The sequence below is a fragment of the Variovorax sp. 679 genome, from assembly GCF_003952185.1.
Lineage (GTDB): Bacteria > Pseudomonadota > Gammaproteobacteria > Burkholderiales > Burkholderiaceae_C > Variovorax.
The window spans coordinates 257,107-270,724 of sequence record NZ_RXFS01000005.1; the positions used below are offsets into that span (position 1 = coordinate 257,107).

General features: G+C 67.9%; 9 protein-coding genes. 5 read left to right on the forward strand and 4 right to left on the reverse strand.

Annotated elements, in window-relative coordinates; all coding sequences use genetic code 11:
• The first annotated feature begins 39 nt into the window (after nucleotides 1-39).
• The 5 genes from pal to EJO71_RS14455 all read left to right on the forward strand — a co-directional run bounded on the left by pal (nucleotide 40) and on the right by EJO71_RS14455 (nucleotide 8,871).
• A complete protein-coding gene (pal, locus tag EJO71_RS14430; protein WP_125949408.1) occupies nucleotides 40-543 on the forward strand; it encodes a peptidoglycan-associated lipoprotein Pal in 504 nt (167 codons plus the stop codon).
• A 109-nt stretch (nucleotides 544-652) separates the two neighbouring features.
• Nucleotides 653-3,739 carry a Mur ligase family protein gene (locus EJO71_RS14435; protein ID WP_125949407.1) on the forward strand — a complete coding sequence of 1,029 codons (3,087 nt, stop codon included), beginning with the start codon at nucleotides 653-655 and terminating at the stop codon, nucleotides 3,737-3,739.
• 389 nt (nucleotides 3,740-4,128) lie between these two features.
• Nucleotides 4,129-5,949 carry an ATP-binding cassette domain-containing protein gene (locus EJO71_RS14445; RefSeq protein WP_125949405.1) on the forward strand — a complete coding sequence of 607 codons (1,821 nt, stop codon included), beginning with the start codon at nucleotides 4,129-4,131 and terminating at the stop codon, nucleotides 5,947-5,949.
• Between the two features lie 34 nt (nucleotides 5,950-5,983).
• Nucleotides 5,984-7,300, forward strand: a complete 1,317-nt coding sequence (locus EJO71_RS14450) for an HlyD family type I secretion periplasmic adaptor subunit (RefSeq protein ID WP_125949404.1) — start codon at nucleotides 5,984-5,986, stop codon at nucleotides 7,298-7,300.
• Nucleotides 7,297-8,871, forward strand: coding sequence for a TolC family protein (locus EJO71_RS14455; protein ID WP_125949403.1), 1,575 nt, complete (start codon nucleotides 7,297-7,299; stop codon nucleotides 8,869-8,871). The genes EJO71_RS14450 and EJO71_RS14455 overlap by 4 nt, the downstream gene beginning before the upstream one ends.
• A 233-nt stretch (nucleotides 8,872-9,104) precedes the next feature.
• Here EJO71_RS14455 and EJO71_RS14460 read toward each other — a convergent pair whose 3' ends face one another.
• The 4 genes from EJO71_RS14460 to EJO71_RS14475 are packed head-to-tail and all read right to left on the reverse strand — an operon-like array spanning nucleotide 9,105 to nucleotide 13,590.
• A complete protein-coding gene (locus tag EJO71_RS14460) occupies nucleotides 9,105-10,535 on the reverse strand; it encodes a sigma-54 dependent transcriptional regulator (RefSeq protein ID WP_125949402.1) in 1,431 nt (476 codons plus the stop codon).
• Between the two features lie 16 nt (nucleotides 10,536-10,551).
• Nucleotides 10,552-12,600 carry a TadG family pilus assembly protein gene (locus EJO71_RS14465; RefSeq protein ID WP_125949401.1) on the reverse strand — a complete coding sequence of 683 codons (2,049 nt, stop codon included), beginning with the start codon at nucleotides 12,598-12,600 and terminating at the stop codon, nucleotides 10,552-10,554.
• Between the two features lie 13 nt (nucleotides 12,601-12,613).
• Complete coding sequence (locus EJO71_RS14470) at nucleotides 12,614-13,114, reverse strand: TadE/TadG family type IV pilus assembly protein (protein ID WP_125949400.1); 501 nt, start codon at nucleotides 13,112-13,114, stop codon at nucleotides 12,614-12,616.
• Complete coding sequence (locus EJO71_RS14475) at nucleotides 13,111-13,590, reverse strand: TadE/TadG family type IV pilus assembly protein (protein WP_125949399.1); 480 nt, start codon at nucleotides 13,588-13,590, stop codon at nucleotides 13,111-13,113. The genes EJO71_RS14470 and EJO71_RS14475 overlap by 4 nt, the downstream gene beginning before the upstream one ends.
• Nucleotides 13,591-13,618 lie beyond the last annotated feature (28 nt).

Here is a 13,618-nt window from a genome sequence, read left to right on the forward strand (position 1 = left end):
GGACAGGCCGCCACCGGCCTGTCCCGCGAAAGGACCGACATGAAAAAGAATTTCCAGACATTGGCCATCGTCGCGCTCGGCGCAGCACTCGTGGGCTGCGTGGCCCCGAAGACCGGTCGTGACGATGCGACCTACTACTACTCGAACAAGGCCACCACCGCGGTGCCGAAGGTGGAACCGGCACCGCCGCCGCCGGTGCAGAACGGACCGGTCGGCGTGCCGAAGATCGTCTACTTCGATTTCGACAAATACAACATCAGGCCCGGCGACCGCAACATCGTCGAAGCTCACGCGAGCTTCCTGCGCAACCGGCCGTCGAGCCGGATCGTGATCGAGGGCCACACCGACCAGCGCGGCGGCCGCGAATACAACCTGGCGCTCGGCCAGCGCCGTGCCGATTCGGTACAGCGCGCGCTCACGCAGCTCGGCGTGCCCGCCGAGCGCATCGAGGCCATCAGCTGGGGCCTGGAGAAACCCGCATCGAACGAGACCACCGAGGAGGGCTATCAGCTCAATCGCAGAGCCGAATTCAGCTATCGCTGAAGCCGGATCACCGCGATGACTTCAGCGGCAGTTTCCGGTCCGCGCATACGTCACCAGAGCGAAAGCAGATGACGGGCGTGGCCGGTTTCCCGCATCCGACCGGGGCCGAATGATGTCCTTCCCAGACCAGCTCCACGCCTGCCACGAACGCCTTGCGTCGGTGTGCGCGGCGCTGCCTGCCCCGTATCCTGCGTTCACGCTGTTCTTCTCCGTCAGCGACGGTTCGCAGCGCGCGCATGTCGTGCACGCACGGGCCGCCGACTTCGAGACCGCATGGCGCGAAGGCGCCGGGCACGTGGAACGCTGGGTGAGCGAGCGCGGCATCGTGTCGCCGTGGCTGCGCATCGACTGGGTCGAGGGCGCGAGCCCGATGGACTGGGCCCAGTTCAAGACCCAGCTCACGGCGGTCAAGCGCAACTACTTCCGCCTCGGCCTGGCATTCGACAAGGACTTCGCGCAGGCCTTCACCGAGCAGGAGCTCAACGCCAACGCGATGCTGTGCGGCGATTCGACCATTCCGCACTCGGTGGTGAACGTGCGCAACTTCGAGGTCTACGGCCAGGCGCGCTTCCAGTGCTCGCCGCCGCTGGACATGTCCGCGGACCAGCCGGTCTACCTGCTCGCGACCGTGGGCGTGTTCTGCCAGCCCGACGGCGTGGTGCACAAGCTCGTTGGCACGGGGCTCGACGCGGGCCGCCGGCAGCTGCCGGCGCTCAACCCGCAGTCGGTGCTCGACCTCGTGCGCAGCGGCTCGTCGTACCTGGCGCGCCAGGTGCAGAGCGACGGGCTCTTCGTGTACGGCTACTTCCCGTGCTTCGACCGCCGCATTCCAACCTACGACGCGATGCGCCATGCGAGCGCGGTCTACGCCATGCTCGAGTCGTGGGAGCTCACGCGCGACGAGACGCTGCGCGCGGCCATCGACCGCGCGCTCGACCATCTCACCAGCTCGCTGATCCGCGACTACATACTGCTCGACGGGCGCGCGGTGGCGTTCCTTGTCGACACCGGCGGCGAGATCAAGCTCGGCGGCAATGCGGCCTGCGTGCTCGCGCTGGTGAAGTACTGCGAGCTGATGGACACGCGCCGCTGGCTGCCGCTGCTCGAGAAGCTTGCACTGGGCATCGCCTCGATGCAGGACCCGGCCACCGGCCGCTTCAACCACGTGCTGCACGCGGCCGATCTCACGGTCAAGCAGGCCTCGCGCATCATCTACTACGACGGCGAGGCGGCCTACGGCCTGCTGCGCCTGTACAGCCTCACGCGCGAGCCGCAATGGCTGGCGGTGGTGGAGAAGGCTTTCGACCACTTCATCGCGAGCCAGCACTGGCAGGCGCACGACCACTGGCTCAGCTGCTGCGTTCACGAACTCACGCACTGGAGCCCGCAGGAAAAGTATTTCCGCTTCGGCCTGCAGAACGTGGCGGGGTATCTCGATTTCGTGCTCGACCGGAAGACCACCTTCCCGACGCTGCTCGAACTCATGCTGGCCGCGCAGCAGATGCTCCAGCGGCTCGAAGGCATGCCCGCGATGCGGCACCTTCTGGACGAGCTCGACGTCGAGAAGTTCTACCGCGCGCTCGACTACCGCGCGCACTACCTGCTCAACGGCTTCTTCTGGCCCGAGATGGCGATGTACTTCCGCCGGCCGTCGACCGTGGTGGGCTCCTTCTTCATCCGCCACCACTCGTTCCGCGTGCGCATCGACGACGTGGAGCAATACCTGTCGGGCTTCGCCGCCTATCACCGCTACCTGGTGGAGCGGCGCGCCTCGCCCGGCGGCGCGGGCACGGGCTCCGGCGGCGCGCGCGACGACGGCGCCGTGTGGACCGCGAGCGAGATGGCGCGCGTCACCGGTGGCGAATGGGTCGTGAAGCCCGAGGACGGCTGGCGTGCCGCGGGCGTGGCGCAACGCTCGTTCATGCGCAAGGGCCGCGTGGTGTTCGACCACCAGACGCGGCCCTCGAAGACGCCGCTGGCCGCCGTCACGCTCAAGGGCGTGCTGCAGCCGGCCGCCGCAGTGCTTTGCTCGGACCCCAAGCCGCACCTCGACAAGCGCGTGCCCGTGCTCAAGGTGTCGAACGTGCTGCAGGCCGTGCTCGAGCTCGGCGACCATGCGCGCGCCGAATTCGCGGGCCGCGTGTGCGGCGTGCTCGGCAGCGGCGCGGGCAGCAGCACAGTGGCCGCGATGCTGGCCGGCGCACTCACCGTGTGGGGCGAGGTCGGCCAGCCCGAGGGCAACATCAGCCTGCCGTCGGGCATCGCCTGGAACATGACCTGCATGCCGCGCCACGCGGCCTACTGGGTGCTGGAGATGGGCACCTCGCACATGCCGGCATCGGCGCAGCTGGTGCGGCCTTCGCTGATGGTGGTGACGGGGCTCTCAGCCGCGTCGCAGAAGCATCGCGGCCCCTCGGAAGCGGCCGCGCGGCTCGACAGCCGGATCTTCCAGGCCATGGCGCCGGGCGACAGCGTGGTGCTCAACCGCGACATGCCCGAGTTCGCCACCTTCGCAGAAGCGGCGATGGCGCAGCAGCTGCAGATCGTGACCTGCGGCGAGCACAAGGACGCCGACGTGCGCTTGCTCGCCTTCGACCACGGCGAAGTGCAGGCGCAGGTGGCGGGCGAACCCTTCCAGCTGCGGCTCAATGCGCCGGGGCGCCACATGGGCGCGAGCGCCATCGCCGCGCTCGCGGCCCTGCAGGCGATGCGCCTGCCGCTGGCCGCCGCGGTCGAGCCCTTCGCGCATTTCGAGCCGCCGGGCGGACGCGGCGCGCTGCACACCATTCACATCGGCGGCGGCAGCTTCAAGCTGATCGACGAGACCTACGACGCCAACCCGAGCTCGATGCGCGCGGCGCTGGAACTGCTCTCGCAGGCGCCGTGCGAGCCGGCGCGGCGCGTGGCGATCCTCGGCGACATGCAGGAGCTCGGCCCTGCCGCGCAACGCCATCACCTCGACCTCGAGGCCGAGCTGCTCGCATCGCAGCCCGATCGCGTGCTGCTGTGCGGTCCGCTGATGCGCGCGCTGCATGCGCGCATCCGCACCAAGGTCCGTTCGCACTGGTTCGTCGATGTGTCCGACCTGTCGACCGCGCTGGGTGGCCTGCTGCAGCCCGGCGACTGGGTGTTGGCGAAGAGTTCCGCGGGTGTCGGCCTGTCGCGGCTGGCCCGGGTTTTGAAAGCACTGCCATGAGATGGAACGCACTCCTGCATTCGCCCTTCGACCATGAGCCGCGGCTGCGGCGCGAGCCGGCGCGACGCTGGTGGCTGGGCTGGCTGCAGCTGCTGTGCGCATGGGTGCTCTGCATGCTGCTGTGCGCCAACATCGCGCTGGTGTTCGCACAGGGTTTGCCCGGACAAACAGGGGAGGCCAGGGCAGGGAGGCCGGCCGGTTGCGCGGTTACGGGAAGCGCCGCGCAACCGGAGCCGGTTCATGGGATCAGGGCCGATATTGCGAGGGGGCAAAAGCTGCCGTGCTGATGTGTGTTTGAAGCACATCGTGAGTGAATATTTGCCTTGTAACAGCTGGGTAACAGTTGATAATGACGCAGGCGTCATTGCACGACGAACCGGCTCTTTCCCATGATCAAGTTCCTCCTGCCAAGCCAACTGGTTGCCGAGACCCCGGATGAGCCCGGAGCCAGTCCTTACGCGGGCGCGCTGAACGCCGCGTTCCGCGCCGCCTACCCGCTCGTGAAGAGCGCGGCATGGCGCTCGCTGCCCATCAGCCTGTTCGGGCTGCTGCCCTCGATCTTCCTGCTGCAGGTGTATGACCGCGTGCTCTCGCGCAGCGGCACCTCCACGCTCGCGGCGCTGGTGAGCGGCATCCTGTTCTTCCTGTGCATCGAGTTCTGGCTGCGCACGCGCCGCTCGCGCCTGCTGCGCAACGCGGGCGCCATCATCGACCACGGCGTGTCGGGCGCGCTGCTGAACTCGATGCTGGGCCGTCCGCTGCGCGCGCTCGAAGCGCGGCCTGCGTCGGTGTGGCATCTGTACTTCCGCGACGTGGCCTCGGTGCGCGGCACCGTCACCGGCGGGCTGGCGCAATCCATCTTCGACCTGCCCATGGCCATCTTCGCGCTCATCGTCATCGGCATCGTCGCGCTGCCGGTGCTGCCGGTGGTGGCGCTGTTCCTGGCGATCATGTCCTTCCTGGCGTGGTGGTGGGCCGACGAGGTGCGCTCCGGCCGCGTCGAGGAAGTGCAGCGCGGCAGAGGCCTGGACCGCATCACCTCCGAGATCTGCAACGCGCGCGAAACCCTCAAGAGCCAGGCCAACGACGGGCCCACCATCGAGATGTGGCGCCAGACCTACAACGCCTGGCTCACCGAGAGCTTCAGCAAGAACGGCCAGATCGAAACCGCGCGCGACGGCACCACCGTGCTGCTCACCGTGTTCTCCGTCGTCGTCGTGACGGTGGGCGCGGTCTCGGTGATGGAGCAGTGGATGACGGTGGGCGGCCTCGTCGCCTCGAACATGCTGGCGCTCAAGGCGCTGCAGCCGGTGGCCGGGCTGGTGTCGAACTGGCGCTCGCTGGCCACCGCGAAGGAAGCCGCCAGGCGCCTGGAGACCGTGCTGCGCGAACCGGTCGAGAAGCCGCCCACGGGCATGACGCTGCCGCAGCCGCTGGGCCGCATCACGTTCAAGGACGTGAGCTTCAGCTTCACCGAGAACGCACAGCAGCCGGTGCTGGAAAACGTCGACCTCGACATCGGCCCGGGCGGGCTGCATGTGATCGTCGGGCGCAACGGCGCGGGCAAGTCCACGATGGTGAAGCTGCTGTCGGGCCTGTACACGCCCACGCGCGGCATCATCAGCATCGGCGAGTACGACCTCTCGCAGTTCGGCCGCGAAGAACTCTCTCGCTGGATCAGCTACCTCTCGCAGGAGGTCTACTGGTTCGGCGGTTCGCTGATCGACGTGATGCGCCGCAACGCCCCGGGCCAGAGCGACGAGCAGATCGTCGCGGCCTGCAGGCTCTCGGGCGCGCACGACTTCATCTCGCGGCTGCCCGACGGCTACCGCACCATGGTCGGCGAAGGTGGCACCGGCGTGTCGGTGGGCGAGCGGCGCAAGCTGGCGCTGGCCATGAGCTTCCTGCGCAAGCCCTCGGTGCTGGTGCTCGACGAGCCCAGCAACGACCTCGACTTTCAGAGCGAGCGCAACCTGCTCGCCACGCTGCTCGCGGTGGCCAAGGTGCGTACCGTGGTGGTGGTCACGCACTCGCTGCGCATCGTCTCGGCCGCCAACGTGGTCTACCACGTCACCGGCCAGGGCAATGTGGAGACGGGCACCGCCGCGGTGATGGTGCCGAAGCTCTTCGGCGTGAAGAAGCCGCTGGTCGCGCTGGGCGATGCGGAAGACGGCGCGGCGGGAGCAGGAGCTTCCCGCTCCATGGCGTGACGAGTGATGAACGACGAGTGACCGGGGACGCGATTTGAAAATAGACCTGCCGCAGATTCTTCAGGACGAGAACGACAAGCGCGCGGCACAGACTTCGCCGCAGGGACGGCGGCGCCAGTGGATCATCGGCGGCGCGATCGGCGTGCTTGCGCTGGTCGGCCTCGGCTTTCCGATGGAGACGGTGGTGGTCGCGCCCGGGCGCGTGATCCCGTCGGACCGCGTCAAGTCGATCCAGCATCTGGAAGGCGGCATCGTCAGCAACGTACTGGTGAAGGAAGGCGATAAGGTCAAGCAGGGCCAGTCGCTGGTCGAGATCGATCTCGGCGGCAGCGGCCTCAACTTCGAAGAACTCACTGCCCGCTATGCAGCCACGCAGGCCACGCGCGTGCGGCTCATGGCCGAGAGCCGGGGGCAGCCGCTCACGCGCGGCTCCTTCGCAGCCGACATCGACGAAGGCGTGTTCGAGGGCGAGACCGGCGCCTACCAGGCACGCGCGCTCGAACAGCGCGGCGTGATGGCCGGCGCCGTGTCGGGCCTGGAGCAGGCGCGCAGCAAGAAGCTGGAACAGGAGGCCAAGGTCAAGGGCCTGAGCGACCGGCTGGCGCTGATGCAGAAGGAATTGGAAATATCCGAGCAGCTGCTCAGCGAGAAGCTGGTCGGCCAGGTCGAGGTGCTGGAGAAGCGGCGCCAGGCCGAGAGCGTGCGCAGCGAACTCGCGGTGGCGCGCCAGGGCGTGGTCTCGGCCAACGCTTCCATCACCGAGGCGCAGGCCAAGATGGCGGAGGCCGAAGGGCGCTTCCGCCGCCGCGCGTCGGACGAGCTGGCAACGGTCGAGCGCCAGTTCGCGAGCCTGGCCGAAGACCTGGCGCGCGCGCGCACCCAGCGCTCGCGCACGGTGGTGAAGGCGCCGTCGGACGGCATCGTGAAGGGCCTGCGCAACTCCAGCCCGGGCTGGGTGGTGAAGCCCGGCGAATCGATCCTCGAAGTGGTGCCCGACGAGGACGAGATCATGGTCGAGGCGCGGCTCAATCCCAACGACCGCGGCTTCATCGAGGTGGGCCAGCAGGCCCGCGTGAAGATCACCGCCTACGACTACCTGCGCTACGGCGCGGTCGACGGCAAGGTCAAGCTGGTGGCGGCCGACGCCGACCGCGACCCTGCCATTTCCAGCGGCGCGCCGTACTACCGGTTGCTCATCAGCATGTCGCAGTCGCATGTGGGCCGCGCCGAGAACCGAATCACCGCCGGCATGGAGTCCGAAGTGGACTTGCGTGTGGGCACCGACCCGTTCATCTGGTACATCCTTCGACCCGTGCTCAAGCTTCGCCGCGAAGCCTTCCGCGAACCATGAAGTACCGTAACCCGGTCGATCTGCGCCGCGTGGGCACCGGCGCCGTCTGCGCGGCGCTGTGTGCAGGCTTCGCGCTGCCGCCCGCCGCCCTTGCGCAGGAGCAGCAATTCCAGGAGGAGACGGGCGCCACATCGCTGATGCTCGCGCGCAGGTTGTCCCAGCCCTCGCTCGGCGCGGCCAGCTATGCGCAGCAGGTGAAGCAGGCGCTGGTCGCGCTGTCGCAGGAATACCCCGAGGTGCAGACCGCGCAGGCCGCGGCCAGCACCAGCAGCTACGGCGTGGATGCCGCGAAGCAGGCGCGCTACCCGCGCTTCAAGGTCGGCACCTCGTCCGGCAACTACAACAGCGGCGCGGCCAACGCCAAGACGCAGGGCTACACCGTGCTCACCGCCGAGGCTCGCGTGAGCCTGCTCGACGGCGGTGCGATGAGCGCCGCGCAGCGCGCCGCGGAGGCCGGCAACCAGGCCGACGACGAAGCCGTCGTCACCACCTCGCAGAAGGTCGTGCTGGACGCGCTCACCGCCTACCTGCAGGTGCAGCGCTTCGACCTCAAGAAGCAGATCGCGCACAAGGCCACCGAGGTGGTGGCTGACCTCTCGAAGGCCGAGGCCCGCCGCGTGGCGCTGGGCGTGAGCGGCGACAACGACCTCAACATGGCCGCCTCGCGCCGTGCGCTGGTGGCCGCGCGCGAATCGGACTTCGAGGCACAGCGCGACGAGGCGCTCGCCAAGTTCCGCAACTACTTCAAGTTCTCGCCCAACGCCGAGTCGCTCCCCGTGCTCGCGGCGCCGACGCAGTGGCGCATCGGCACGCAGGAAGAAGCGCTGCGCCGCGCAGAGGCGCGCAGCACCGAGATCGCCGAAGCGCAGGGCCGCATCGAACGGGCGAGGGCGCTGGCCGACCAGCAGGACGCCAGCCTCTACCCCACGCTCGACGCCGTGCTCGTGAAGAGCAAGGACCCGCGCGGCGTCTCGCCGCAAGACCCGACGCGCGCGGCCTTCGAGCTCAACTGGAACTTCGGCAACGGCTTCGACCGGCAGCTGCGCCTGAAGTCGGCGCTGGCCGAAGTCGCCAACCAGGAAGCCAAGCTCGAAGGCGTGAAGCTCAACCTGTTCGAGCTCACGTCGGCATCGTGGTCGCGCACCGTCTCCGGCCGCGAGCGCGAGAAGCAATTGATGGAAGCCGTCAGCACATCGGGCCAGGCCTTCCGCGGCCGCCGCCGCCTGATGGAGTTCGGCCGCGAGACCCTGCCCAAGGTGCTCGACGCACAGCTCGACTACTACACGCTGCTGTTCGACTACGTCGACGGTGTGTTCGACCTCCGCATCTCCGAGCTGCGCCTGGCGCGCACCACCGGCGAACTGCGCATCGACCCGGCAGGCCCCAACGGCTGGATCGACAGCCTATTCGGCGCGCCGAGGCGCCAGGTGCTGACGGAAGACGGCCTGCTCGGCACGCTGTGCATCTCGAGCAACACGACCTGCGCAAGCGAGCCGGTGGCCGAGCGCACGGTGGGCGCAACAGGAGCGCCGCCGTCCCTGCGCAGGGCACAGCGACTGTCCATCCCCTGACCCCTGGGGGACGGGCAAGCGCAGCGAAGCCCAAATTCCAGAACACCGAGGAACCGGCTTCGCCGGGCCTCAGGTGTTGCCCCCGGTAGGGGGTAGGCGAAGCGACACGAAGTGCGCGCAGCCTGGGGGCGAGCCTATTGCACCGAGGAACCGGCTCTGCCGGGCCTCAGGTGTTGCCCCCGGTAGGGGGTAGGCGAAGCGGACACGAAGTGCCGCGCAGCCTGGGGGCGAGCCTATTGCTCTTCAGGGATTCCGGGTTCCCCGTCGAGGATCTGGTATTTGCGCATCTTTTCCCACAGCACCTTGCGGCTGATGCCAAGGTGCTGCGCGGTGTCCTGGCGCTTCCAGTCGTTGATCTCCAGCGCCGCGATGATGCGGTTGCGCTCGCTGCTGTTCCAGCCCTTGCGGTCGGCGCTGCCGTCGATGAAACCGCCGCCACCGTTGCCGTTCATGCCGTTGCGCTCGGCCGAGGTCGCCGGTGCAGGCGTGCCGCGCGTGAGTGCAATGGCGCGCTGGATCAGGTTCTGGTCCCAGCTGTGCAGTTGCCGCGCGATCACGCCCACGCGCTCCGCGAGGTTGCGCAGCTGCCGCACGTTGCCGGGGAAGTAGGTCTCGGCCACCGCGTCGCTGAGCCAGTGCGGCGTTTCGCCCAGTGCTTCGAGCTCTTCGCCGAGCACGTTGGTCAGCAGCGCCTTGAAGATCGCGATCTTGTCGATCTCGCCGCGCTCCTCGAGGCTGGGCACGTGCAGCTCGATCACCGCGAGCCGGTAGAACAGGTCGGCGCGGAACTCGCCGCTCGCCACCATCTCGCGCAGGTTGCGGTTGGTGGCCGCCACGAGACGGAAGTCGACGCGCACCGGCGCCGTCGCACCCAGCCGCGTGACCGCGTTGTCTTCCAGCACGCGCAGCAGCTTCACCTGCTGGTAGCGCGGCAGGTCGCCGATTTCGTCGAGGAACAGCGTGCCGCCCGTGGCCTGCTCGAAGTAGCCGCGGTGCGCATGCACGGCACCGGTGAACGAGCCCTTGGTGTGGCCGAAGAAGAGCGACTCGAACAGTCCGTCGGGAATCGCACCGCAGTTCACCGCCACGAACGCGCCCTTGCCGTAGCGCTCGTGACCGAGGTGCAGCTGCTGCGCGATGCGCTCCTTGCCCACGCCGGTCTCGCCGCGCACCAGCACGCTGTGGTCGCAGTCGGCAAAGGCGCTCACCTCGGCCAGCAGCGCCTTCATCGCCTCGGAGTGCGCCACCAGCACGTCGGGCGCCTGCGGCGCCACCTCGCGCGCGCGCAACTGCCGCACCAGCTTCGCGACCATCGTGCGCAGTTCGGCGCAGGTGAAGTCGTAGGGCAGCACGTGCAGGTACTCGGGCGGATAGGTGCGCGAGTCGCGCTCGCGCGAACCGGCCGCCACCCAGATCACCGGCATGCCCTGCAGCATCTCGGTGGCATGCGCGAGCCCGCCGCTGTCGATGACGGTGACGCTGATGATCGCGACCGAAGGCCGCAGCGCGGCGCCGCCGTTCGTCGGCGGAGGCGGCATGCCGTCGGCCCGGACCACTTCCACGTCGAAGCTCGCCATGCACCGCGCGATGCGGTCGAGGATGTCGGCTTTGCCTTCCCAGACAAAGAGGTCGAGTTCGTCGAAGTTGGAGGCGGGGGAATTCATCGGAAGGGGAGGGGTCTCAATACACCAGCATGGGCAGGCCCTTGCAATCGAGCGACTTCAGGTTCACGTCGACCTGGCCGAGGTTGATGCCGAGCACGTTGGTCAGGAGGGGGGTGAGGACGGACTCGCCAATTGCGTTCAGGATGGGCTTTAGCAGTCCTGCTAGGACGGATAGCGCGTTCGAGACTTTGCCGCCCGTATTCGCGTCGGTTGTTTTGCTCAGGGTGTCTTTGATCATCTTTTTGCACCCAGTGACGTCGCCGCCACCGAGAAGAATCACACCAGAACAGGGGTTGGCAATGCTTGTAAGCAGGTCGCTCAACCCGTTCAGCAAACCCGTGAGCAAACCGCTGGTTTGTGAGTTTTGGCCGATGACGGCGCGAGCCTGGTCGAGTCGCTGGGCGCGGCAAGAGGATGTATCCGCCGAGCAGACGCTAGCAGTTTGATCCCAGATCTGATTGGTGAGCTTGTCCAGATCACCACTGCTGGGGGTACCTGTTGGCGTAGGCCCTCCGAAGAGAAGGTTGGTCAATTGGCCAAGGAGGTCCGCTACCAGTGTGCCCAGTTGCAGGTTGTTGACTGGCGTGGTACCGGTCTCGCCTTCGGCAAGGGTTAGTTGCGCGTCTGGCGTGGCTTCCAGCGCAGCCAAGGCTAGGTGGTTGTTCACCTTAAGCAGCCCCAGCACGTTGATGAGTTCCATGTCCTTCAGCGTGGCCGGATAGCTGCAGGCATTTGTTTTGGAGAACAGGTCCGTCGACGCGATATCCCCCACGCACACGTTCGCGATCTTCCTGTTCACGGAAAACTGAACGCGATCCTTGCCGCTCGCCGGGTCCTGCAGCGCAGGCGTGCACATGTCGGTGATCGTGCCGGTGCCCGTGACCGCATCGAGCACGATCGGCAGGTCGAGACTGACCAGCGGTTTCAGCAGCGAGCCGAGCAGACCTTCGGTGGTGGTCACACGAATATAGGTGCGAACCTGTGCGTTGTAGGCTTTGGCTCCGATGCCGCCGATGCCGATGGACGGAGGCTGGATCACACCCGCCTTCACTGAAACCTGCGCCAGCGAAAGCAGGTTGATGTTGAGCGAACTGACATCGATCGCATGGTTGGCAGTCGCAACGCCGATCGAGGTATAGAGCAGGTCCAGCGCGCTCACCCCCACGTTCAGCGCGCTGGCGCCGGTACCGCCCGGCGAGATGATCTGCGCGAACAAACCGCTCGGCCCATTGGCCAGCGAACCCAGCTGCACCATGAGATTGGTGAGCCCGAGCTTGGCCTGGATGGCCTGCAGCAGCGCGATGTTGCTCGCCAGCAGGCTGTTCTGCCCCGCCACCGTCACGATGGCATTCAGCAGATCGCCCAGTGCCACCGAGCGCCCCGCGAGCAGTGTGTTGAGTTCGCCCACGCCGATGTCGGCGGCCACCGGAATGCCCAGCGCGCCCAGCAGCCCGCCGGGCGTGATCTTGGCCTGCGCGAGGCCGTCGTAGGCCACCAGCGAGGTGCCCGACAGGTCGAGCCCGATGCCCTTCAGCAGTCGCCCCAGCGTCGAGTCGCCACTCACGACGACGAGCTTGCTGCCCACGGAGAACTCGGCGAGCGGCGCGCTCAGCGCCGCCACCGCACTCACGCTGATGAGCCGGTTGCCGGTGAAGAACGACAGCAGCGTGGGCGATGCCTTCTGGAAGGCCACGCGCACCGCGTTGGCCGGGCCGGTGACGGCGGGCGACTGGAAGCTGGTGTCCTTGTCCCAGTAGCCGCACTGGACTTCGCCCGGCAGCAGTGTGAGGCCCGTCGGCATGTTGCGCGGCACGCCGCCGGATGCGCCGTTGGCATTGAGCTGCGCTGCCGTGGTGGCCGCGGCGCAGCCGGCGCGGATCTGCTGCGCGCCGGCCAGCGCGGCGAGGTCGGCGGTCTTCTGGAACTCGCGCTTCATGAAGTACATGAAGCCGATCTCGGTGCCGATCAGCGTGATCACGATCAGGCTCAGCGCGATCGCGGTGTTGATGATGACCGAGCCGCGCGATCGCGAGCGGCGGGAGCGGTTCCGGGGTGCGGCGTTCATGTCGTTGGCGCCCTCAGGAAGACTTCAGCGCGGCGGTGGTCCGGCTGCGGAGTTGGTCGGGCATCCACTGGCTGGTGTCCAGCAGCGGCATCGTCGGCAGCAGCCGGTTGGCGCTGTACGGATAGGTCACGGTCACCACGTAGCGGATGTAGGCGCCCGGCGCGCTCGGGTCGCTGCGCGTCACGTCGACCGTGACGTTGGAGACGATCCAGCTGCGCCGCGTCGTCACGCTGGTGTTGGCCGACACGGGAACCACGAGCGAGTTGGCCAGCGAGTCGTACACCGCATCCTTGACCCGCTGGTCGGCCGCCGTCGGTGCCGGCGTCAGCAGGCCCACGGCGCGCGCGCCTTCCTCCGATGCGCGGGTGACCGACTGCTGCGTGTAGAGCACCGCGCCGAAGGTCGCGAGCGCATACAGCACGCTGAACAGCACGACGAAGACCAGCGCGAACTCGATGGCGGCCACGCCGCGCTCGCTGCCCTGCAGTGACCGGGGGCGCCCGTTGCGGATCATGGCGACCTCCCGTCGAGCAGCATGCTGGCCTTGCCGACGATGGTGGTGGGCATGGCGAAGCTCGGGAACGGCGGCAGCAGCATCTGCAGGTTGCTGGCCGTGACGGTCACGACCATCTGGCAGCGCGTGTCCCAGGTGGCGCCGCAGGTAGGGGCCGTGCAGTTGTTGCTGACCACGCCGCACACGGTGGCGTTGACGCTGCGCGTGACCACCGGCGGCATCCAGTCGCTGCTCGCCGTTGCCGTCGTCTGGGCCTGGGTGGCGCGTGCCGCGAAGGTCGACTGGTAGCGCAGGGCGGCGCGCGCGCCGTCTTCCGCCGCGTTCTGCAGCCCCAGCCGGAACGCGAACAGCATGCCGTAGCTGATGATCCCGTAGAGGAGCGCGAAGAAGATCAGGAACACCATGGCGAACTCGACCGCGTACGCGCCGCGCTGCGAATGCGCGCGCGTGCCGGTGCGAAGACGTGGTGCTGCCATGGCGATGCCTGGATCTTCCTGTGCCTGG